Annotated in this window: 22 protein-coding genes and 2 pseudogenes; 16 read left to right on the forward strand and 8 right to left on the reverse strand. The window is 63.5% G+C overall.

The genetic code is table 11. From position 1 onward, the window contains the following. The first annotated feature begins 66 nt into the window (after positions 1-66). Positions 67-963 (forward strand): LysR family transcriptional regulator, encoded by an 897-nt coding sequence (locus LB568_RS02090; RefSeq protein ID WP_013893578.1) that lies wholly within the window; start codon positions 67-69, stop codon positions 961-963. Between the two features lie 168 nt (positions 964-1,131). Here LB568_RS02090 and LB568_RS33760 read toward each other — a convergent pair. Both LB568_RS33760 and LB568_RS02105 read right to left on the reverse strand, forming a co-directional pair. Further along, positions 1,132-1,592: pseudogene (locus LB568_RS33760) on the reverse strand (methyltransferase family protein). Between the two features lie 723 nt (positions 1,593-2,315). After that, the gene (locus LB568_RS02105; protein WP_224728900.1) at positions 2,316-4,367 is read right to left on the reverse strand and encodes an elongation factor G; all 2,052 of its coding nucleotides are present in this window, start codon (positions 4,365-4,367) and stop codon (positions 2,316-2,318) included. Between the two features lie 323 nt (positions 4,368-4,690). Between LB568_RS02105 and LB568_RS02110 the strand changes: the two genes are divergently transcribed. After that, on the forward strand, positions 4,691-5,086 hold the full coding sequence (locus LB568_RS02110) for a cupin domain-containing protein (protein WP_224728901.1): 396 nt from the start codon (positions 4,691-4,693) through the stop codon (positions 5,084-5,086). 51 nt (positions 5,087-5,137) lie between these two features. On the opposite strand, the gene LB568_RS02115 is transcribed toward LB568_RS02110, so the two are convergent. Further along, the gene (locus tag LB568_RS02115; protein WP_013893581.1) at positions 5,138-6,340 is read right to left on the reverse strand and encodes a pyridoxal phosphate-dependent aminotransferase; all 1,203 of its coding nucleotides are present in this window, start codon (positions 6,338-6,340) and stop codon (positions 5,138-5,140) included. Positions 6,341-6,572: 232 nt separating this feature from the next. On the opposite strand from LB568_RS02115, the gene LB568_RS02120 reads away from it, so the two are divergent. The 3 genes from LB568_RS02120 (at position 6,573) to LB568_RS02130 (ending at position 9,023) form a co-directional block, all read left to right on the forward strand. Continuing rightward, entirely contained in the window at positions 6,573-7,466 is an 894-nt protein-coding gene (locus LB568_RS02120; RefSeq protein ID WP_224728902.1) for an EAL domain-containing protein, read from the forward strand. Beyond that, on the forward strand, positions 7,463-8,332 hold the full coding sequence (locus LB568_RS02125; protein WP_224728903.1) for an EAL domain-containing protein: 870 nt from the start codon (positions 7,463-7,465) through the stop codon (positions 8,330-8,332). The genes LB568_RS02120 and LB568_RS02125 overlap by 4 nt, the downstream gene beginning before the upstream one ends. A gap of 82 nt (positions 8,333-8,414) precedes the next feature. Further along, on the forward strand, positions 8,415-9,023 hold the full coding sequence (locus LB568_RS02130; protein ID WP_224728904.1) for a glutathione S-transferase family protein: 609 nt from the start codon (positions 8,415-8,417) through the stop codon (positions 9,021-9,023). A gap of 22 nt (positions 9,024-9,045) precedes the next feature. On the opposite strand, the pseudogene LB568_RS02135 reads toward LB568_RS02130, so the two are convergent. From LB568_RS02135 to LB568_RS02145, 3 genes and pseudogenes are all read right to left on the reverse strand, one after another. Then, positions 9,046-9,299, reverse strand: a pseudogene (locus tag LB568_RS02135) (type II toxin-antitoxin system RelE family toxin). After that, the gene (locus LB568_RS02140) at positions 9,296-9,496 is read right to left on the reverse strand and encodes a hypothetical protein (RefSeq protein ID WP_013530089.1); all 201 of its coding nucleotides are present in this window, start codon (positions 9,494-9,496) and stop codon (positions 9,296-9,298) included. The pseudogene LB568_RS02135 and the gene LB568_RS02140 overlap by 4 nt, the downstream one beginning before the upstream one ends. A gap of 270 nt (positions 9,497-9,766) precedes the next feature. Next, the gene (locus LB568_RS02145) at positions 9,767-9,979 is read right to left on the reverse strand and encodes a cold-shock protein (protein WP_010910991.1); all 213 of its coding nucleotides are present in this window, start codon (positions 9,977-9,979) and stop codon (positions 9,767-9,769) included. 274 nt (positions 9,980-10,253) lie between these two features. Between LB568_RS02145 and LB568_RS02150 the strand changes: the two genes are divergently transcribed. Continuing rightward, entirely contained in the window at positions 10,254-10,580 is a 327-nt protein-coding gene (locus LB568_RS02150) for a hypothetical protein (RefSeq protein WP_224728905.1), read from the forward strand. A 68-nt stretch (positions 10,581-10,648) separates the two neighbouring features. Here the strand turns inward: LB568_RS02150 and LB568_RS02155 are convergent, their stop codons facing one another. Next, positions 10,649-11,539, reverse strand: a complete 891-nt coding sequence (locus LB568_RS02155; RefSeq protein ID WP_224728906.1) for a LysR family transcriptional regulator — start codon at positions 11,537-11,539, stop codon at positions 10,649-10,651. A gap of 158 nt (positions 11,540-11,697) precedes the next feature. On the opposite strand from LB568_RS02155, the gene LB568_RS02160 reads away from it, so the two are divergent. Further along, positions 11,698-12,600: an MBL fold metallo-hydrolase gene (locus LB568_RS02160; RefSeq protein WP_224728907.1), complete on the forward strand. Its 903-nt coding sequence runs from the start codon at positions 11,698-11,700 to the stop codon at positions 12,598-12,600. A 1-nt stretch (position 12,601) separates the two neighbouring features. After that, positions 12,602-13,336 carry a nuclear transport factor 2 family protein gene (locus LB568_RS02165; protein WP_224728908.1) on the forward strand — a complete coding sequence of 245 codons (735 nt, stop codon included), beginning with the start codon at positions 12,602-12,604 and terminating at the stop codon, positions 13,334-13,336. Positions 13,337-13,369: 33 nt separating this feature from the next. Here LB568_RS02165 and LB568_RS02170 read toward each other — a convergent pair whose 3' ends face one another. Next, entirely contained in the window at positions 13,370-13,939 is a 570-nt protein-coding gene (locus tag LB568_RS02170; protein WP_013893590.1) for a methylated-DNA--[protein]-cysteine S-methyltransferase, read from the reverse strand. Positions 13,940-14,119: 180 nt separating this feature from the next. Between LB568_RS02170 and LB568_RS02175 the strand changes: the two genes are divergently transcribed. The 8 genes from LB568_RS02175 (at position 14,120) to LB568_RS02210 (ending at position 20,813) form a co-directional block, all read left to right on the forward strand. Next, positions 14,120-15,067 (forward strand): lytic transglycosylase domain-containing protein, encoded by a 948-nt coding sequence (locus tag LB568_RS02175; protein ID WP_224728909.1) that lies wholly within the window; start codon positions 14,120-14,122, stop codon positions 15,065-15,067. Between the two features lie 5 nt (positions 15,068-15,072). Beyond that, on the forward strand, positions 15,073-15,561 hold the full coding sequence (locus LB568_RS02180) for a GNAT family N-acetyltransferase (RefSeq protein WP_224728910.1): 489 nt from the start codon (positions 15,073-15,075) through the stop codon (positions 15,559-15,561). A gap of 133 nt (positions 15,562-15,694) precedes the next feature. Next, entirely contained in the window at positions 15,695-16,963 is a 1,269-nt protein-coding gene (locus LB568_RS02185) for an ABC transporter substrate-binding protein (RefSeq protein WP_224728911.1), read from the forward strand. Beyond that, entirely contained in the window at positions 16,960-17,928 is a 969-nt protein-coding gene (locus LB568_RS02190) for a carbohydrate ABC transporter permease (protein ID WP_412033888.1), read from the forward strand. The genes LB568_RS02185 and LB568_RS02190 overlap by 4 nt, the downstream gene beginning before the upstream one ends. A gap of 1 nt (position 17,929) precedes the next feature. Beyond that, entirely contained in the window at positions 17,930-18,754 is an 825-nt protein-coding gene (locus LB568_RS02195) for a carbohydrate ABC transporter permease (RefSeq protein WP_224728912.1), read from the forward strand. 104 nt (positions 18,755-18,858) lie between these two features. Then, positions 18,859-19,308, forward strand: coding sequence for a lysozyme inhibitor LprI family protein (locus LB568_RS02200; protein WP_224728913.1), 450 nt, complete (start codon positions 18,859-18,861; stop codon positions 19,306-19,308). A 140-nt stretch (positions 19,309-19,448) separates the two neighbouring features. Then, a complete protein-coding gene (locus LB568_RS02205) occupies positions 19,449-20,192 on the forward strand; it encodes a DUF899 family protein (protein ID WP_224728914.1) in 744 nt (247 codons plus the stop codon). Positions 20,193-20,264: 72 nt separating this feature from the next. Continuing rightward, on the forward strand, positions 20,265-20,813 hold the full coding sequence (locus LB568_RS02210; RefSeq protein WP_013893599.1) for a DUF4142 domain-containing protein: 549 nt from the start codon (positions 20,265-20,267) through the stop codon (positions 20,811-20,813). The last annotated feature ends 50 nt before the right edge of the window (positions 20,814-20,863 follow it).

The raw sequence follows: 20,863 nt of genomic DNA on the forward strand, positions 1-20,863 counted from the left end.
GCGGCTTGGAAACGCCGTGCAAAAGCCTGATTTTTCATTCAGACGCCAAACAGAACGAGGGGTATCATGGCGTTGGACTGGGACAAGCTACGCGTGTTTCACGCAGCGGCGGAAGCGGGGTCGTTTACGCACGCGGCCGAGACATTGCACCTGTCGCAATCGGCGATCTCGCGGCAGGTCAGCGCGCTCGAGCATGATGTCGGCGTGCCGCTGTTCAACCGCCATGCACGCGGCCTGGTGCTGACCGAGCAAGGCGAGATGCTGTTCCGCACGGCGCATGACGTGCTGATGAAGCTCGAGACCATCAAGTCGCGGCTGACCGAGACCAAGGACCGTCCTTCCGGCGTGCTCAGGGTGACAACGACCGTTGGCCTCGGCGCCGGCTGGCTGACCGAGCGGGTGCAGGAATTCATCGAGCTCTATCCCGAAATCAGCCTGCAGCTGATCCTCGCCAACGAGGAGCTCGATCTCACCATGCGCCAGGCCGACTGCGCCATCCGGCTGCGTCAGCCGCAGCAGCCGGATCTGATCCAGCGCCGCCTGTTCACCGTGCATTTCCACCTCTACGCCGCCCCTTCCTATGTCGCCAAGCATGGCAAGCCAGCCTCGGTCGCGGAGCTCAGGACCCATCGCATCGTCACCTTCGGCCTGCCGGTGCCTTCGCATCTGTCGGAGCTGAACTGGCTGGAGACGGTGGGCGATTTCGAGGGCGGCCAGCGTGTACCCTCGCTGCAGATCAACGACATCCTGTCGATCAAGCGGGCCGTGCAGGGCGGTGCTGGCATCGCCATGCTGCCGGACTATGTGATCAGCAAGGACTCCGGCTTGGTGCAATTGCTGCCGGAGACCGAGGTGCCGTCCTTCGACACCTATTTCGCCTATCCAGACGCGATGAAGAACCAGGCCAAGCTGCACGTGTTCCGGGATTTCATCATCGCCAAGGCCAGAAGCTGGTCTTTTTAGGATATGCCGATATTCAGGTGAGGCCGGCCTGCGAACGAGAGCTTCCTGCGCTTCCGGTACTCACGGACGGAAAGTCCGCTCCGTTCCGGTTCTCGGAAGCTCCCGTTCTCGGCCCGGCCTGACCTGAATCTCGACATATCCTCTGCGGCGCTGCGTCCGTAAGCCGGCTCACCCCCGCCAGGGCGTCAGGCGGGGCAGCCAGCCGGGCATGTTGCGGCGGTAGGTATCGTATTCTTCGCCATAACGACGGCTGAGCGTCGGCTCCTCGTAGAGCCTGACGAAGGCTCCCATGGCGACCGCGCCGACGGCGGCATAGGCGACAAGCGTCCAGCTCGAGAACAGCAGCGCCTGGCCGAGGATGATCGACAGCACCGCGACATACATCGGGTTGCGGACGTGACAGTAGATGCCGCCGATCACCAGCTTCTCGGTCGGCGCGACCGGTGCTGGTGTCCCCAGCCTCCAGCGCGGCGAGGATCAGGACCCCAGCCGGCAAGCACAAAGCCCGGCATCGCTGACCAAGGCAGGCCCCAGCGATCGCTGAGCAGCCACGGGATCAGACCGGCGACCACGCCAGGTGCCGCAATCAGGAGAATAGCGCTGCCGGCAATCGCCGTGAACGTACGCATTGGCTGGCTCCTTCCGATTGCCTTAGAAATGAACGCCTGCTGCTCACTTCCACGTCATTGCGCGGTTTTGGCATTTCGCGGCGAAAACCGATCGCTATTCGCGATTCCGGTGTGACAATGGCCCGATCGCGCGCTGCAATTCGACGATTCCACTGGTCCTATTGGCGTCGGGAGCGGGTTAGACCACAGCCTGCGTCTTTTTGCATGCGTGTGTTGCAAAATAGATGCTTGTTTCTTGGGCATGATGAGCACATATATAGATCATCTCCTGGGCGCGTTCTCCTCCCATTAGCGCCCTCGAGTGTTCCCCTCTGGAGGTTAGCCTTAACAGGCACTTCCATCAAACTCAGCCGGATCTTCATTGATCCGGCTTTTTTGTTGCCCGCATGCCCCCCAGGGCGGCTGAGAATTTCACCTGAATTGCCGCGTAACAGTGTCATGTAACCTCTGGTAACATGACAAGGGCATCCTCCATCTGCTATGTAGATCATAGGACGCGGTGTGGTTCGGACGGGAGATGGGGGCATCACTCGAACGACCCGGGCTCAGGCGGCTACCGCGTCCGAACCTTTTTGCCGAAGCTCGGCGACTGCATATGCGGCGGACCTGCCGTTTCTCCTCCCAAGAAAACGGTCCGCAGAACAAAACGGCGTCCGGCTCCCCGGGCGTCGTTTTTATTTCCGCCCCCTCGAATTTCGAGGGGGCGTTATATCAGGATGGAAATCACGCGGCCTTGCCGTTGGCATTCATCGCCTCGTCCGCGAGGCGGCCGGTGAGGTCGGCCATGTGGTCGAAGACGGCGCGATAGCTGGCAACGCCCGCGGTTGCCGAGCGCAACTCGATGATCAGGTCGCCGATCTCGGCCTGCGGCATGGTCGCCTCGACGACATCCCATCCCGGCCAGTCGGGCCGCGCGTCATAACCGAGGATCTGGCCGCGGCGTTGCGGGATCAGCGCGATGATCTTCGACGTCGCGTCGGACGGCGTGACGATCTCGACCTTCATCACCGGTTCCAGAAGCACCGGCGAGCAGGCGGCCATGCCTTCCTTCATCGCCAGCTTCGCCGCCATCTGGAAGGCCATGTCGGAGGAATCGACCGCATGGTAGGAGCCGTCCGACAGGTTGACGGCAACGTCGACGACGGGGAAGCCGAGCGGGCCGGACTTCAGGTAGTCGCGCACACCGGTCTCCACCGATTGGATGTAGGTCTTCGGCACCACGCCGCCGGTGATGGTGTCGGTGAACTGGAAGCCCGAGCCGCGCGGCAGCGGCTTGATCTCGATCACCACATCGCCGAACTGGCCGTGGCCGCCCGACTGCTTCTTGTGGCGGCCGCGCTGCTGCACAGATTTGCGGATGGTCTCGCGATAGGGCACCGCCGGCGCGTGGCCTTCGACCGGAATCTGGTTCTTGCCCTCGAGCCGCTCGCGCACGACGCGCAGATGCATCTCGCCATGGCCCGATAGTACCGTCTCGGCCGAGTCCTGGTTGTGGCGCAGGTTGAGCGAGGGATCCTCCTCGGCCAGGCGCTGGATGGCCGCCGACATCTTCACCTCGTCCTTGCGCTCCTTGGGGCGCAGCGCGAAGGCGAAGACCGGTTGCGGCGGTTCGACATCGAACAGCTGCTTGATGCCGCCCTTGGCCGAGGTCAGCGTCTGGCCGGTCTTGACCTCGTCCAGCTTGCCGAGCGCGACCGTGTCGCCGGCCCTGGCGGCGGTGAGCTTGAATTGGTCCTTGCCGAGCATCCGGTAGATACCGGAGACCTTGGCGGTGCCGCCGCCGGGCAGCCAGAGTTCGGAGCCGTCGGCAACCTGGCCTGACAGGATGCGCGACACCGACAGCTTGCCGCCATGCGGCGTGTGGATGGTCTTCATCACCTGGGCCACGATGGCGTTGCCATCCGGTGCGCCGAGCCGCTTGCGGGTCGCCTCGATGTCGGGCGCATCGTGGCGGATCGTCTTCAGCAGGCGCAGCACGCCATTGCCCTTCTCGGCGGTGCCGATCAGCACCGGCGTCACCGCGCCGGCGCGCAGATCGGCCGAGAGGTCGTCGAAGATCGCATCCTTCGGCGGCTCGATCTCCTCGAGCAGCTGTTCCATCAACTGGTCGTCATGGTCGGCGAGAGTCTCCAGCATGGAGAAGCGCGCTTCCAATTCGCGCGCCTTGTCGTCGCCTGGTATCTCGGCCACCTCGCTCTCGGCATATTCGCGGTAGATGTAGGCGCGCTCCAGCGCCAGGTCGATCGAGCCGATGACGACGCCGTCCTTGCGCAGCGGAATCTGGCGCAGCAGGAGCGGTACCGAGCTGGCCGGCTGCAACATCTTCAGCGTGTCGCGCACGCCCGATATCGCCTTGTCGACCTTGTTGAGGAACAGGAGGCGCGGCACGCCGAGATCGTCGAGCTTGCGCATGATCAATTGCAAGGCGGGTATCTTCTTTTCATCGGCCTCGGCCACGACCACGGCGAGGTCGCAGGCGGCCAGCACCGGTTCGGCCTCGAAGGAGAATTCGATCGAGCCGGGGCAGTCGACGAAGGTGATCTGCTCGCCCATGAATTCGGTGGTGGCGATCGTCGCCTCGACGCTCATGGCGTGGGCACGCGCCTCCGGCGAATGGTCGGAAACGGTGTTGCCGGAAGAAACGGGATTTTGTCGGGGAATGGCGCCCGTACGGGCCAATATGGCTTCGAGAAGTGTCGTCTTACCGCTTGCGAAGGGACCGACTATGGCAATGCATTTCGGTCCCGTGCGTCGTCCTCCGGCGCGAGTACCCATGACTGACCTCCACTCAGGCGTTTCCCGTAGGACCGACTGGCATGCATGGTTCAGGCGTGGTCAATCGGTCCTGAGCGGCGGCCGGCCTGTTCGACCGTCGCGGGCGGGGTTCTTTTGGTTTCACCACCTGCCCGAAAGCATCGTCCCACTTGTTTGCCGGCAGGGCAAGAAAAATAGGCATCCGCCGCTGCGTCAGGCGTCCTTGCGGCGGCGCGGCAAACGGCCGGTTGCGCCTCGGAAGATATCAGCCGAGAATGCACCCGCCTCGAATGAGAGACGGCGTTTGCCGTCTGTCGCTTCACCACCGGTCCTGGGATTAGACGATGAAGATCATTACTTGCGGCAGCGTACCCACCATCATCGCACCCGAAAAGTACTTCACCGGCCGGGTTCTGCAGACGCCGATCATCGAGAAGGAGGAACCGGCGCGGCTGAGGGCGACACTGGTCAGCTTCGAGCCGGGTGCGCGCACATACTGGCACACACATCCGCTCGGCCAGACGCTCTACGTCACCTCGGGTGCCGGCCTTGCCCAGACTTGGGGCGGACCGGTCCAGGAGTTCAGGGCAGGCGACGTCATCTCGTTCGCGCCCGGCGAGAAGCATTGGCACGGCGCGGCGCCGAAATCGGCGATGACGCATATCGCCATGCAGGAAGCGCTCGATGGCGTCCACGCCGACTGGCTGGAGGCGGTGACCGCCGAGCAGTATGGCGGCTGAGTCCGGAGCCGGGGTTCAAAAAAACCCGGGTGGCTGCGATGATGCGTCCGATCAGGTCAGCGATGCCGTGAAGCGCTGGATGCGCGTGCAGGCTTCCTCCAGGAGGGCATCCGAGGTGGCGTAGGAGATGCGGAAGTTCGGGCCGAGGCCGAAGGCCGAGCCGAACACCACCGCCACGCCCTCGGCCTCGAGCAGTTCCGAGCAGAAGGCTTCGTCGGTGTCGATCACCTTGCCGGCCTTGGTCTTCTTGCCGATCAGCTGCGCGCAGGACGGATAGACGTAGAAAGCGCCTTCCGGGGATGGGCAAGAAATGCCGCGTGCCTGGTTGAGCATCGAGACGACAAGATCGCGCCTGCCCTGGAAGATCGCCTTGTTTTTGGCGATGAAGTCCTGCGGGCCGTTGAGCGCTTCGACCGAGGCCCATTGCGCGATGGTGCAGGCGCCCGATGTCTGCTGGCCCTGGATCATGTCCATCGCCTTTATCAGCTGGATTGGGCCGGCCGCGTAGCCGATGCGCCAGCCGGTCATGGCATAGGCTTTCGATACGCCGTTCATGGTCAGCGTGCGCTCATAGAGCTTCGGCTCGACCTCGGCGAGGGTCTTGAAGACGAAGTCGCCATAGGTCAGGTGCTCGTACATGTCGTCGGTCAGCGTCCAGACATGCGGGTGCTCGAGCAGCACGTCGGCCAGCGCGCGCAGTTCCGCTTCGGTGTAGGCCGCGCCCGACGGGTTCGACGGCGAGTTCATCAACAGCCATTTGGTCTTCGGCGTGATCGCCTTCTCCAGCACTTGCGGGGTCAGCTTGAAGCCGTTTTCGATCGAGGTGTCGGCAAACACCGACGTGCCGCCGCAGATCGCCACCATTTCCGGGTAGCTGACCCAGTAGGGGCGCGGGATGATGACTTCGTCGCCGGGGTTCAGCGTCGCCATGAAAGCGTTGAACAGGATTTGCTTGCCGCCGGTGCCGACGATGGTCTGCTCGGGCTTGTAGTCGAGATTGTTCTCGCGCTTGAACTTTTTCGCGATCGCCTCGCGCAGCGGCACGATGCCCGAAACCGGCGGATACTTGGTCTCGCCACGCCGGATCGCCTCGATCGCCGCATTCTTGATGTTGTCGGGCGTGTCGAAATCCGGTTCGCCGGCGCCGAGGCCGATGATGTCACGGCCGGCATTTTTCAGCTCGCGGGCTTTCTGCGTCACTGCGATGGTGGCGGAAGGCTTCACGCGGGAAAGGGTGTCGGCAAGAAAGGCCATGACCTTTTGTCTCTCCTGAGAGGATCGGCGCGGCCAGGAGCGGCCGCGGCGCTTCTCATGTCGCATCATTCCGCGCAGTGCAAGCTTTCTTGGCTGTGCCAGGTGGGTCGCGCGGTCAATGAGCTGTGATTGGGAGCCATGATCGGGCGCCGTGATCGGCAACAATAAATTTATTAACGGGCGGTAGAGGCTTGCGTGACAGGATCGCAATCCAATTGCGGAGCGAGGAACCGTGTCGCGCAGCGTCGGGCTTGCCCATATCATCCGTCATGATGACGGCACCTCTACCGGTGTCTGGGGCATTTATACGCTGCAAAGTGCCTTCCAGCCGATCTTCGCCTTCAAGGAGGGCAAGCTGTCGGTCACCGCCTTCGAGGGGCTGATCCGGCCGTTTCGCGATGGCGAGCCGCAATCGCCGATGAGCTTCTTTTCGACTTGTCCGGCCGCCGACCGCCTGCATGTCGAAGCGCTTACCAGGACGCTGCATCTCCTGAACGCCGGCGCCTGCCTGCCGCAGGAGGCATCGATCTTCATCAATTTCGACCCGTCGGTGTTCACCGAGCGGGCGATCGCCGACAATGCCTTGCGCGAAATGCGGCTGGTGCTGCACGAGGCCGGCATCGACCCGGGCCGCGTCGTTTGCGAGGTGACGGAACAGAGGTCGGCGTCGCAGGAGACCCTGCACAGCTTCGTGGCGGCGCTCAAGGGCAACGGCTTTCGCATTGCGGTGGACGATTATGGCGCTGATGAGTCCGACATCGGCCGGATCAAGGAATTGAAGCCCGACATCGTCAAGTTCGATGCGCAGTGGATCACGCAGCTGATGGAGTCCAGTGCAGGCTTCGCGCTGCTGACCACGATGGTGAAAAGCTTCGAAGAGCAAGGCATCCGCACCGTGTTCGAGGGCATCGAGGAAAGATGGCAGCTGGAGCTTGCCGAGAAGTCGGGAGCGTCGATGATCCAGGGCTATGTGCTGGCACGGCCCGAGCTGGCACCGACCAGCTTTCGCGTCTTCGGCAAAGTCCCGCCGGAACCCGTCTCCGCCGCCGAGACCGTGCCTGTCGCGTCGCCCGTTCGGCAAACGGCGCGACCGGTCAAAGCCTTCGGGCGCAGGGTCGCGCCATGAGGCCCGAACGGCGCCGCAATGTCGGCGATGCGATCTTCGTCGACGAGGTCGGCATCGAATTCGGCGTTTATGGCGACTTTCGTCTGCGCAGCGCCTATCAGCCGATTTTCGCCCCGCGCGGCGACACCCTGCACCCGGTGGCGGTCGAAGGCCTGATCGAGCCGCACCGCGCCGGCCGGCCAGGGTCGCCACGGGTGTTCTTTGAAGGCGTTGCCGCACCGGACCGGCTGTTTGTCGAGACCATGTGCCGGGTGCTGCATCTTCGGAATTTTCACAATATCGGGGTCGACCGGCTCGATCTGTTCTTCAACTACAATCCGCTGGTCAACGATCATGCCGGGCGGGCGCTGGCCGAGATCCGGCTGATGAGCAGGCATCTGGGCGAACTCGGCCTCGCTCCTCGCATGCTGGTCTGCGAAATCACCGAACAGGCGGCGGACGATGCGCTGCTTGCCCGGCTGGCGCGCGAGATGCGGCGCGACGGCATTCGCATCGCCATCGACGATTTCGGCACCGGCCACTCGACCGAGGAGCGGGTGAGCCTGCTCAAGCCCGACATCGTCAAGATCGACGGCGGCTGGTTCGCGCAGTTCTGCCGCCATGCCGCCGCCGAACGCTTCTTCCGCCCGCTGGTATCCAGCCTGCACGACCGCGGCGCCAAGGTCCTGGTCGAAGGCATCGAGCAATCCATCCATCTGCGCGTCGCGCTCGAAGCCGGCGTCGATCTGCTGCAGGGCTTTCTTCTGGCCCGGCCGGCGCTGGCCGGCACTGTCTTCGAGGAAGCGCCGCTCGTGATCGACGCGCTGCTGGGCCTCGACAACAAGATCGTGCCGCTCTTTGCCAGGACCTTGCATCAGCGGCGCTGATGGTCGCGCCAAAACAAATCATTGGTTGAGGACGCCGCCGCTGCGATAATCGCCTCTGCAAGGCAGCGCTCGGGGAACGGCAATGATACTTTACAGCATGATCGACAGCGGCAACTGCTACAAGCCGCGCCTGCTGATGGCCAAGCTCGGCCTCGGCTTCACCACGGTCGAGGTGAGTTCGCATACGGGCGACACGCGAAAAGCCGATTTCGTCGCCAAGAATCCGAACGCCATGGTGCCGCTGCTCGAACTCGACGATGGCCGGCGGCTGGCCGAGTCCAACGCCATCCTGCTCTATCTCGCCGAAGGCACGCGTTTCCTGCCGGCGGACAAGTATGAGCGCGGGCTCGCCTATCAGTGGCTGTTCTTCGAGCAATACAGCCACGAGCCCTGCATCGCCGTGCGCAAAGCGCTGTTGACCTTTCCCGAAAGGGCCGCGGATGCCACGCCCGAACGGCTGGCGGTGACACTGGAGCGCGGCAACAAGGCGCTTGGCGTGATGAACAGACATCTGGACAACAACGCCTTCTTCGCCGGCAGCGCCTTCAGCGTCGCCGACATCGCGCTCTATGCCTACACGCACACGGCGGAGCAGGGCGGCTTCCAGCTCGACACCTATCCAGCCGTAGCAGCCTGGCTGAGGCGGGTGGAAGCAGATCCGGGGCACGTGCCGGTCGGGTGGGTGGGGTAGCCTTCTCCTCCTGAAGGAGGGGCTATTTCAACAGATGGTCGTAATCGGCGTGGGTGCCGATCCAGAACCAGATCACATCTTCATTGTTGCGTATGGCAACAGCCCGGTAGTTTTCGTCAACTCGCGCCGACCAATAGCGACCGACCTGTTTGAAATGCAGTGAGGGATGAAAAGGATCGGAACGCAGTTGGGCAAAACGCCTGTCCGCCTTTGCTCTGATTGACGATGGCAGTTTTCATAAGCCTCCCAGAACGATGGAGAGGCGACGTGGTTCACAGAGGCCGCGTCCGACCAGCGCGATGGTCAGCCAGCGCCTGTTCGGCAAGCCTGTCCAAACGGCCCGCCTTCGCGTCGGCTTCCATTTGCCGGTCCCACATATCCGCCTGGAGCGCCTCGAACCAGGCGGCAAACGCCTTCAGTTCCTCGGGGCTCAGTTCGGCGACGGATTTTTCGATCTGCTCAAGTTTGGTCATGGCCGAATGATACCACTAGTGGGCCAAAAGTACCACCGGTGGGACTATTGCGCCGGCTGCGGCACCCAACCCCAGACAGCAAAAAGGCGGGATAAATCCCGCCTTCCGTGCTTGGTAGCCTGATTGGGAGCGTCCAGTCCGGGCTGGCAGCTATCTGCTGATCCAGTCTGTCGGGTCTTTCCGCTCCGGCGCGCTTCTCGCGCGACCGTCAGTACATCCGTGACTTGCCGCGCGCCCCGAGCTCTCGCCCGGCGCGCGCCATTCGCAAAATCAGGCTGCCTTGCTCAGAGATCCAGCGGACGACTTGCCAGTGCGGCGGTCCTGCTCGATCTCGAAGTTGATCTTCTGGCCTTCGACCAGGGTCGACAGGCCAGCACGCTCGACTGCGGAGATGTGGACGAAAACGTCCGCGCCGCCCGCGTCAGGCTGGATGAAGCCGAAGCCCTTGGTGGCGTTGAACCACTTGACCGTTCCAGTTGCCATAAAAATAGTCCTTGCATTTGCTTTGGTTTGACCAGACCGAGGTCCAGCCGGTGTGCATCGAGATTTTGGAGATAGACGTCAGCAAACGCGAAGATCGCGAGGCCCGGATCGATCGGCCGAAATATCAATGGGCCTGATATAGGCTGCTTTCCGACGAAAAACAAGACTGCGTGAAAAAGCCGTGATCGAGGGGCCGCCCAACGGCCGCCCCAATCTGGTGAAACCGTTGCGGAAGATCGCGCTGTCGGAGGATGGCGGATCGGGGGAGAGGACCATGAAAACCATTCTGCTTGCCGCCTGCCTGACGCTGGTGGCCGCCGAGGCGCAGGCGATCTCGCGCTACGACCCGACGCATATGAGCTGCGGCAAGGTCCAGTCGACGATCGCGCGGCAGGGCGCCGTCATCCTGCGCTACCAGTCGGCACGCGTGCCGGGGCTGCCGCTCTACGACCGCTATGTGCAAAGCCAGCAGTTCTGCACCATGGGCGAGGTGAGGGCGCGCGCCTATGTGCCGAGCGCCGACACCAAGTCCTGTCTGGTCTACAACTGCAAGCGGCCGGACAATGAGCATTTTCGACGGCGATTCTTCCACAACAACTAGGCCACTCATCGACTACAGCGGAGGCGTTCGCGCAGTTGTTCAACTGCGCCTCTCGGCGGCATGCGCTTTCATTCGCGGATATGTTCCATGAGCATCGACACGAACCGCGTCACCTTTTGCGGGCGAAAGCGCGCGGCCGGGTAGACCACGTGAATGCCGCCGGAGGGCAGCGCCCAGTCAGACAGCACATGGACGAGACGACCCTGCGATAGATAGTCGGTGATCAGATAGTCCGGCAGAACCGCCAGCCCGCCGCCGGCGAGCGTCGCTTCCAGGACGGCCGGTGTCGAGTTGATGGAGAACGTCTCGTGCATGGTGACGGTCCGCCGCTCGACATCGCCTCGGCTGAAGCTCCAGGTGAACGGCTTGCGAAGGACGGAATTGGCAACGAGCGGCAGGGAAGCGAGATCTTCCGGTTCGTCCACCGTGACCTTGGCGGCAAAATCCCGTGAAGCGACGAGGATCTGCCGGAAGGTGCCGATGCGGCGCGCCTGCAGGCTGGAATCTTCCAGCCAGCCGACCCGGATGGACAGGTCCATCTTGCTGCCGATCAAATCAATTATGGCATCGGAAATGAACAGTTCGACGCCGCAGGCTGGAAATTGCTGTCGAAAGCGGGCGGCGATCGGGGCCAGCACGATCGCGCCATAATCATTGGACGCGGAAACGCGCAGCACGCCGGCGACTTCGGTGTTGCCCTCGCCGACCTCGACGACTGCCTCTTCAACGTCCCGCAGGATCGTGACGCAACGTGCATGCAGAAGGCGGCCTGCTTCGGTCGGCTCGAGCCTTCGCGTCGTGCGCACGAGAAGCGTGGTCTGCAGTTCGGCTTCAAGGCGGGCGACCTGTTGGCTGACGACGGCCTTCGTGATGCCAAGCCGCTCGGCTGCCCGGGTAAACGAGCCCGCGTCGATGACGGTGGCAAAATAGGCGAGGCGGTTGAGGTTGATCGGTTCCATGGGAACGCCTTCGATTTATTGTAAGCTTATGGCATACAGTTTGTACTATTATAGAGAATTTATCAATTAATCCAACTGGGCTACGTTCCGAGCTGTTCTCTCAATCAGCGGCGGATGCCACCGCCACCCGATCCCATTCCATTCAAAGGAGCTATTCCATGTTTACGAGGAGACAGATCATGAAGACGTCATTGGCCCTCGGCGCAACCGCCGTCTTGGCATCCGCGGGGCGCGGCCAGGCCGCCGGCAGCAAGCTCGACTGGAAACATTTCCCGGCGGGTCCGAACGGCTTCTTCCGCGCGCCGGTGCTGCTGTCTGGACCGAGCGAGGCCCTGTTGATCGATGGCGGCTTCACCTATCCGGACGGCAAAGCGCTCGCCGAGGCCATCAAGGCCACCGGCAAGAAGCTGACCACCATCTATGTCAGCCAGTCCGATCCCGATTATTACTTCGGCCTGAAGCCGGTGCGGGAAGCCTTCCCGGAGGCAAAGGTGATCGCTGCTTCAGCCACGCTCGAAGCCATCAAGGACAGCGTGGAGAAGAAGCTCGCGGTCTGGGGCCCGCAATTGAAGGAAAATGGCCCTCAGGCGCTGACCGACATCGTCTTGCCCGAGGCTTTCGACGGCCCAACGCTCACGATCGACGGCGAGACGATCGAGATCGTCAATGCCGAAGAAGGACTAGCCAATCGCCGGTACCTGTTCGTGCCGTCGCTCAATGCCGTGTTCGGCGGCGTGATGATCTTCGCGGGTGTTCATGTCTGGACCGCCGACACGCAGACCAAGGAAAGCCGTGCCGCCTGGGTCAAGACGCTGGATGCGGTTGCAGCGCGCTACCCCGCCGTCGTGGTGCCGGGCCATATGACCCCCGATGCCGCGACCGGTCCTTCGGCGGTGGAATTCACCAAATCTTATCTCCTCGCCTTCGAGGGCGAGCTGAACAAGGCGGCCGACAGCGCAGCGCTAAAGGCAGCCATGGAGGCCCGCTTTCCAGGTCTCGGCATGGGCGTTGCCCTCGATATCGGATCCAAGGTCGCCAAGGGCGAGATGAAGTGGGGCTGACATGGCACCGACCCTCGATCTGATCCGCCGGACTATCGAGGGAACTTCCGAGGAGAACGGCGGCGATCTTGCGGCCGTTCTTTCCCCGACATCGAATGAACCGAAGCGGAGGGGAGGCATCCCCCTATGCTGGCCCGTGCCGTCGTCGAGGTGCCCTTCGCTCACCTACAAATTGCGGGACGGCGGGATCATTGGAATGCCCAATGCTCCGCCTCATCTGAAATCCACACAATCCAAGGAGCCATACATGTTGCGCCTTAGATCCTTCGCGGCGGCCGCTTTCGCCGTCGTGGTCCTCACCGTCGCCGCACATGCGGGAAACGCCAAGCCGGCCAAGGAGGCGGTTCGGCAACATCAACTGATCCAGGAAAACAGGGCGCTTGTCCTGAAGGCCTATCAAGCGCTGTTCGGCGACCATGACCTCAGCGCGCTCGATCGCTATTGGGCGGACAAGTATATCCAGCACAACCCGACGATGACCGACGGCCGAGACTCAGTCAAAAAGCTTCTCGAAAGCATGGGTGTTGCGAATTGGCCAAAACAAAAGGTGGACTTCAAGCGGGTGATCGCCGAAGGCGACCTTGTCATGACGGAGGTCGTCCAGCCGAAGACGGGCGACATGGCGGAGACTGTCATCGTGGATATTTTCCGCGTCGAGGATGGCAAGATCGCCGAGCATTGGGACGTGATGCAGCCGGTGCCGGCCAATCCGACGAACAAGCGACCAATGTACTGATCCAGCCCCTTGCGTGCTGCCTTGGCCGCCGGTTCAGAACCCGAACGAGACCTGCGCCGGTGGCGGCGGGCCGACGCGCACGCCTTCCATGGCCAGCATCCTTTCCTTGGTGATCGAGCCGCCGGGTGCCGAGAAGCCGCCGATCTTGCCGCCGGCGGCCAGGATGCGGTGGCAGGGGATGACCAGCGGCACCGGATTGGCGCCAAGGGCGGCACCCGTTTCGCGCGGCAGGCCGGCATGGCCGGCGCGCTTGGCGAGTTCGCCATAGGTGGTGGTTTGCCCATAGCTGAGCTTTCGCGCCGCGTCGTAGATGGCGAGGCGGAAATCGTCGACGCCGTCGAGATCGACGGGTACGCCGGTGAAATCGACGTCCTCGCCTGTGGTATATGCCTTGATCGAAGCGATCAGGTCGACCACCCATGGTGGCTGGGCCGTGGAGGCGGAAACGCCGGGATGGCGCATCAGCCGCCGCTCCACCGCTTCGCGGCTGCGTTCGGGCAGGCAGAGCCGGATCAGGCCCTTTTCGCTCCAGGCGATGCCCATGAAACCGATCACTGTTTCTAACACTGCGTGGCCGGCTGTGATCGAAGATGGCGTTTCCATGATGCGCTCCTTTCCGCAAAGCGGCGAAATCCGGGATTCCTGCCAGTACATATCAGGAACAATATGGCATCACCGCCTGCGCCTCGCCACCCGAAAACCACCTGATCGCCCTGATTGCCGGTGCTGAATCGCTGGTGTAAGGGATTTCTTAACACCCGACGAACCGGACCCGAGCGCGGCTTGCCAGCAAAACTGAACCTTATCGCGATCGGCGTGATCGTCGCCGCTGCCGGCCTTAGCGGCTGCACGTCGACCTCGCAGATGAAGGCGGCGCCATCCCTGACCGAAACCGCTGAAGTTGCCGGCAGCGATGCAGGCTTCACGGTACCGTTGCCGGATAAGGTTTCGGTGCTGCCGCAATCCTCTGGCATCGCGCCCGTTCAGGCAGCCGAACTGACGCCTGACCCGGCCGCGCCGGGTCTCGATCCCGCTGCCCAGCCGGCTGCGGCGACCGCTGCCTTTGCCGGAGCGACGCCAACCGCGCCGGCCATACCCGCAGTGATGACCGCCAATGCCTGGCAGGCGCCGCCGCCCACCAAGGCCGGTCAAGCGGCCAAGGCGGCGGAGACATACACGACCGCAGGGCTCATCGTGCCCGCAGTCGCCAAGGGTGGCCTGAAAACCATGCCCGGCGTGCAGCAGGTGGCCTATGTCGTGCCGCAGAATCCGGCTGCCCTGGTGCAGTTCCCGTCCGCGCCGGTCGATCCGGCCGCTCCGGCGCAGGAAGAGCACACAGGCATGCGCGGTGACGTCGACCGGCTGATCGTCAAATACGCCGCCCTTTACCAGGTGCCGGTGGATCTGGTGCGCCACGTCGTCAACCGCGAAAGCACCTTCAATCCCAAGGCCTACAACAACGGCCATTGGGGCCTGATGCAGATCAAGCACGCGACGGCCCGCGGCATGGGCTATGACGGACCGGCCAAGGGCCTGTTCGATGCCGAGACCAATCTCAAATACGCGGTCAAATATCTGCGTGGCGCCTGGCTGGTGTCGGACGGCAACGCCAAGAAGGCCGACTGGCTCTACCAGACCGGCTATTATTTCGACGCCAAGCGCAAGGGCCTGCTCGAGGCGACAGGCCTCGGTGTCGACCGCAAGCGGCAGCGCCTGCAGCCCGACGCCTGAGCGCCATGCCTGAACCGCGCCCGCCGGACCCGAACGACATCCGGCTGCGCAAGATCCTCGACGAGACGCTCGTTGCACCGCACTGGCCGCAGGGTTTCACCATGCGCTCGTTTGAGCCCGGTGACGCGCTGCCCCTGCATGCGCTGCTCGGCGACGTATTCGACGACGGCGCCGACGGCCCGTTCGACGAATGGTGGCCGCGCATATCCGGTGATCCCGAATTCGACCCCGCGCTTTGTTTCCTCGTCATCGACGCCAAGGGCCGGCTGGCGGCGGCGGCGCTTTGCTGGACGCGCGCTTTCGTCAAGGATCTCGCCGTCCATCCCGAGGCGCGCGGCAACGGCGTCGGCGAGGCCCTGATGTGGCACGTCTTCTCCGCCTTTCGCGATCGCGGCGCCGACCATGTCGACCTCAAGACCAACACGGTCGAGAACGCCGCCGCCGTGCGGCTCTATGAGCGGCTGGGGATGATGCCCATCGCCTGGGAGGGCTAGCTTCCGATCGGCCCGATCGCTGGTTGGCCGCGATGGCCAGGGAACCCAAAGCGTCGCTTTGCATTCATTGAACGGTGGGGCCTGACGAACTGCCGGCGTGTCCGCGTCGCCCTCAGCATGGAGATCCGCCATCGTGAAGCTTTTCCATGCATTTCTGGCGTTGGCGGTCACCGTCATGCTGGGAACGGTCCCAGTGCGTGCCGTCGAATTGTCGATCGTTTCGGGCGACACCGGCAACGGCATCAAGGTGCTGCGCGAGATCCTCGACCGCTACGAGAAAGAAAGCGGCAACAAGGTCTCGATCGTCGTCATGCCGTCGTCCGGGACCGACCAGTTCGGCCAGTACCGGCTGTGGCTTGCCGCTGGAAACAGCGACATCGACATCTACCAGACCGATGTCATCTGGGCGCCGCAGCTCGCCAGCCAGCTCGTGGATTTGACCGCGGCGACGCGCGATGTCGTGGGTGCGCATTTCCCCTCGATCATCCAGTCGCAGACCGTCAACGGCAAGCTCGTCGCCCTGCCGATCTTCACCGATGCCCCGGCGCTCTACTACCGCAAGGATCTCCTCGACAAATACGGCGCCAAGGTGCCGGCCACCTGGAAGGAGCTGGGCGATACCGCGAAGCTGGTGATGGACAAGGAACGTGCCGCCGGCAATCGCGATATCTGGGGTTTCGTCTTCCAGGGCAATGCCTATGAGGGGCTGACCTGCAACGCGCTCGAATGGGTGATGTCGAATGGCGGCGGCCAGATCATCGAGCCCGACGGCACCGTCTCCATCAACAACCGACAAGCGGCGGCGGCGCTCGACATGGCCAAGGGCTGGATCGGGACCATCTCGCCGCCCGGCGTGCTTGCCTACCAGGAAGAGGAATCGCGCGGCGTCTGGCAGACAGGCAACGCCGTCTTCATGCGCAACTGGCCCTATGCCTATGCGCTTGGCAACGGCCAGGGGTCGCCGATCAAGGGCAAGTTCGACGTGGCACCGCTGCCGGGGGGCACGGGCGAGGGCGCCCGGCCGGTCGCGACGCTCGGCGGCTGGAACCTTGCCGTCTCCAAATATTCGAAGCATCCGGACGCGGCGATCGAGCTGGTCAAGTTCATCGCCTCGCCGGCGATGCAGAAATACCGCACGCTGAAGACATCCAACCTGCCGACCATCCAGGCGCTGTATGACGATGCCGACATCGCCAGGGAACAGCCGATCGTTCCGCACTGGAAGCAGATATTTCTCAATGCGGTGCCGCGTCCCTCGTCCGCGACAGGGATCAAGTACAACGAGGCATCGAGCCAGTTCTGGAATGCCGTTCACAACACGCTGTCGGGCGACGGCGCCGCCGCTGACAATCTGGCCGATCTCGAAGCGACGCTGACCAGGCTGAAGGGCCGCGGCTGGTGAGCGCGGAGCCGGCCGGCGCCAGCCAGGCCGGGCGCCCGCGCCCGCGGCTGATGGCACAGCGCGTTCGCTCGGCGTGGCTTTTCCTGGCGCCGATGCTGCTGGTGCTGGCCGCCGCGGCCGGCTGGCCGCTTGCCCGCACGGTCTATTTCAGCTTCACCGACGCCTCGCTGGCCGATCTCGACGCGCGCCAGTGGGTCGGCTTTGCCAATTATTTCTCGGTGTTCACAATGCCGAGCGGCCGCGTCCTACATGACGGCCTGCTGGTCGATCCGGTGTGGTGGCGCGCCGTCTGGAACACGGTGCGCTTCGCGGCGATTTCGGTGAGCTGCGAGACGATCCTCGGCATGATCGTAGCGCTGGTGCTCAATGCCGAATTCCCTGGCCGCGGCATCGTCAGGGCGGCGATCCTGATCCCCTGGGCGATCCCGACCATCGTCTCGGCCAAGATGTGGCAGTGGATGCTGAACGACCAGTTCGGCATCATCAATGTCGTGCTCATCAATTTCGGCCTGATCGACGGCAAGATCGCCTGGACGGCCAGTGCCGAAACGGCAATGGCGGCGGTGCTGATCGTCGACATCTGGAAGTCGACGCCATTCATGACGCTGCTTATCCTGGCCGCGCTGCAGATGCTGCCGCGCGAGATCATCGAGGTGGCGAAGCTCGACGGCGCCAATCCATGGCAGATCTTCTGGCGGGTGACCTTGCCGCTGATCCGTCCAGCGGTGATGGTGGCCGTCATTTTCCGCGCGCTCGATGCGCTGCGCATCTTCGACCTGATCTATGTGCTGACGCCCAACAATGTGCACACCAAGTCGATGTCGGTGTTCGCCCGCGAGAACCTGTTCGAGTTCGACAAGTTCGCCTATGGCTCGGCCGCCTCGACGCTGCTCTTCCTGATCCTGGCCCTGCTCACCATCGCCGCCATCCGGATCGGCCGTGTCAGCCTGGATGGAGGCCGCTGAGATGTGGCTCCTGAAGCGCACGGCTTTTTACCTGCTGGTCGCGGGAATCGTCTTCGTCGCGGTGTTCCCGTTCTACTACGCCATCGTCACCAGCCTGAAATCCGGAACCGCGCTGTTCCAGGCCGATCTCTGGCCAAAGACGTTCAGCCTGGCCAACTACCGCAACGTGCTGACCGAAGGCAGCTTCGCCCGCAATTTGATGAATTCGCTGGTCGTTTCGGGCGCGGTCGTGGCACTCTCCCTGTTCCTGGGCGTTACCGCGGCTTACGCGCTAGCGCGCGTCCGCTTCCGTGGCCGCTCGGCGCTGCTGTTCGCCATCCTGTCGGTGTCGATGTTTCCGCAGGTGGCGGTGCTGGCCGGGCTGTTCGAACTGGTGCGTCTGTTCGGCCTCTACAATTCGCTGTTCGCGCTGATCTTCTCCTACATGATCTTCACGCTGCCGTTCACCGTCTGGGTGCTGACCGCCTTCGTGCGCGACCTGCCGGTCGAGGTCGAGGAGGCGGCGATCCTCGACGGCGCGACGCCGTGGATCATCATCACCCGGATCTTCCTGCCGCTGATGTGGCCCGCGCTGGCGACCACGGGGCTGCTCGCCTTCATCGGCGCGTGGAACGAATTCCTGTTTGCGCTGACCTTCACCTCCAACAACGCACAGCGCACCGTGCCGGTGGCGATCGCGCTGCTGTCGGGCAATTCGCAGTTCGAGATACCGTGGGGCAACATCATGGCCGCGTCGGTGATCGTCACCGTGCCGCTGGTGGTGCTGGTGCTGATCTTCCAACGCAAGATCGTCTCCGGCCTCACCGCCGGCGGGGTCAAGGGGTGAGGATCCGGAAAGGAACTGTCCACCAAGCTGCCAGTCGACATCTTGCCTGCATGCATCCGGTTGCTAAGCTTGAGCCGGCGGGCATGGCTGAAACCGGAGGAAAAATGATGCGGCTTCTGCTCTCCAGCCCTACCACCCTTACCCCCCTGACCTTCGCCACCTTGATCCTTGCCGCTCCGCTCACTTCCGGCCCGGCTCGTGCCGCCGCCGACTGTGCCAACGCGCAGGACCAGACCACCATGAACGAATGCGCCGGCAAGGATTTCGTCGCCGCCGACAAGAAGCTCAACGACGCCTACAGGCAGATCGAGGGCCGGCTGAAGGACAATGCGGCGTCGAAGAAATTGCTGGTCGACGCGCAGCGCGCCTGGGTCGCCTTCCGCGATGCCGAATGCAAGTTCCAGGGCGGTCCGATCGACCAGGCGGGAACCATCTACCCAATGGTGGTCGCCAATTGCCAGACGTCGCTCACCAACGACCGATTGAGCGATTTCAAGACCTATCTCAACTGTCCCGAAGGCGAGATCAATTGCCCGGTGCCGACGGCGCAGTAGCGTTCGTCCGCCCTTGCGGGAGAGGTGGTCCGTCGTCGCCACGCAGCGCGCAAAAATGTCGGAACCGATCGCGACGAAACGTCCTTGGGTCGTAGAGCAACCGCGCCGGGATGCCGGCGCGACGACGCAAGGAGCCGATCATGATCACCTTTCCCAATGAATCCGCCAGATACCGCACCGCCCGCGAAAAGCTGCTGACGAAGGAAATCGAGCTGCGCCGCGCCATGGAAGCGGTGGCCGAGGCGCGCCGCGCGCTGCCGCCGGGCGGGCCGATCCGCCAGGACTATGTCTTCGATGCAATGGGCGCCGATGGCAAGCCGGCCAAGGTCAAACTGTCGGAGCTGTTCGCGCCGGGCAAGGACACTCTCATCCTCTATCAGATGATGTTTCCCCGCCATCCGCAGGAAACGCGCGATGTGGCGACCAGCGGCGGCACGGCCAAGCTCGCCCGGCCGGACCAGCCATGCCCGTCCTGCACGGCGCTGCTCGACCAGTTCGACGGCGCGGTCGGGCACCTCCAGGCCGCCGGCTTCAATTTCGCCGTGGTGGCCAAGACCGGGCTCGAAAACCTCACTACGCTCGGCCGCGACCGCGGCTGGAGGAACATGCGGCTGGTGTCGTCGGCGTCCAACAGCTTCAAGCGCGACTACAACGCCGAGGATGCCGACGGCGCGCAGATCCCGCTGCTCTCGGTGTTCCACCGCGATAATGACGGCATCCGCCATTTCTGGTCGTCGGAGCTCGGCTTCGCGCCGCCCGAACCCGGCCAGGACCCGCGTGCCATCGGCACCTGCGAGATCCTGTGGAACCTGATGGATTTCACGCCCGAGGGCCGGCCAAACTGGCACGAGCAGCTGCAATATGGTGAGGCGTGCTGCCACTGAGCGACGCCCAAGCGCAACTTCACCGCTTCTGCCGCGTTGGACCTTCGAGGATTCGAACACGGGAGAAACCAGATGAGACCGCATCTCACTCTTGCGACGCTTGCCCTTCTGGCCGGCGCGTCCGCGGCTTTCGCGCAGCAGGCGGCGCCTGCCGACGTACCGCCGGTGTCGGAAAACAAGATCGACACCGACACATTCTCCAAAACGCTGGTCAGCGCCAACCGCTTCGAGATCGAGAGCAGCAAGCTGGCCGAGACCAAGGGTGTCGCGGCCGATGTGAAGGATTTCGCCGAACTGATGATCAAGGACCACACCAAGGCCGGCGAGGATTTCAAGGCAGCCCGGGAAAACAGCCAGACCACGGCATCGGTCACGCCGGAAGGCCCGCCACTGCTGCCCAAGGACCAGGCGATGCTCGACCAGCTCAAGGCGCTGGACGGCGACGCCTTCCAGGCCAGGTACATCGCCTTGCAGGCGGAGGCGCACAAGCAGGCGGTGGCAATGTTTTCGACCTACGTCCAGTCCGGCGACGACCCGGCGCTGAAGGAGTTCGCCAAGAAGACGCTGCCGACGCTGCAGATGCACGAGAAGCATGTGAAGAACCTGGCGGCGGCGCATTAGGGGGCGAGAGCGAGGCGGTCAAAGTCGGCGCTCTACGGCGCCCCCCTCTG

This window comes from Mesorhizobium sp. B263B2A, assembly GCF_020165775.1.
Lineage (GTDB): Bacteria > Pseudomonadota > Alphaproteobacteria > Rhizobiales > Rhizobiaceae > Mesorhizobium > Mesorhizobium opportunistum.

Coding starts and splice junctions, on each gene's coding strand:
- LB568_RS02145 (WP_010910991.1), bottom strand. CDS start 9,979: ATGGCAACTGGAACGGTCAAGTGGTTCAACGCCACCAAGGGCTTCGGC.
- LB568_RS02140 (WP_013530089.1), bottom strand. CDS start 9,496: ATGACCAAACTTGAGCAGATCGAAAAATCCGTCGCCGAACTGAGCCCC.
- LB568_RS02115 (WP_013893581.1), bottom strand. CDS start 6,340: ATGGCCTTTCTTGCCGACACCCTTTCCCGCGTGAAGCCTTCCGCCACC.
- LB568_RS02195 (WP_224728912.1), top strand. CDS start 17,930: ATGTGGCTCCTGAAGCGCACGGCTTTTTACCTGCTGGTCGCGGGAATC.
- LB568_RS02170 (WP_013893590.1), bottom strand. CDS start 13,939: ATGGAAACGCCATCTTCGATCACAGCCGGCCACGCAGTGTTAGAAACA.
- LB568_RS02210 (WP_013893599.1), top strand. CDS start 20,265: ATGAGACCGCATCTCACTCTTGCGACGCTTGCCCTTCTGGCCGGCGCG.
- LB568_RS02180 (WP_224728910.1), top strand. CDS start 15,073: ATGCCTGAACCGCGCCCGCCGGACCCGAACGACATCCGGCTGCGCAAG.
- LB568_RS02155 (WP_224728906.1), bottom strand. CDS start 11,539: ATGGAACCGATCAACCTCAACCGCCTCGCCTATTTTGCCACCGTCATC.
- LB568_RS02200 (WP_224728913.1), top strand. CDS start 18,859: ATGATGCGGCTTCTGCTCTCCAGCCCTACCACCCTTACCCCCCTGACC.
- LB568_RS02160 (WP_224728907.1), top strand. CDS start 11,698: ATGTTTACGAGGAGACAGATCATGAAGACGTCATTGGCCCTCGGCGCA.
- LB568_RS02205 (WP_224728914.1), top strand. CDS start 19,449: ATGATCACCTTTCCCAATGAATCCGCCAGATACCGCACCGCCCGCGAA.
- LB568_RS02150 (WP_224728905.1), top strand. CDS start 10,254: ATGAAAACCATTCTGCTTGCCGCCTGCCTGACGCTGGTGGCCGCCGAG.
- LB568_RS02105 (WP_224728900.1), bottom strand. CDS start 4,367: ATGGGTACTCGCGCCGGAGGACGACGCACGGGACCGAAATGCATTGCC.
- LB568_RS02130 (WP_224728904.1), top strand. CDS start 8,415: ATGATACTTTACAGCATGATCGACAGCGGCAACTGCTACAAGCCGCGC.
- LB568_RS02125 (WP_224728903.1), top strand. CDS start 7,463: ATGAGGCCCGAACGGCGCCGCAATGTCGGCGATGCGATCTTCGTCGAC.
- LB568_RS02090 (WP_013893578.1), top strand. CDS start 67: ATGGCGTTGGACTGGGACAAGCTACGCGTGTTTCACGCAGCGGCGGAA.
- LB568_RS02110 (WP_224728901.1), top strand. CDS start 4,691: ATGAAGATCATTACTTGCGGCAGCGTACCCACCATCATCGCACCCGAA.
- LB568_RS02165 (WP_224728908.1), top strand. CDS start 12,602: ATGGCACCGACCCTCGATCTGATCCGCCGGACTATCGAGGGAACTTCC.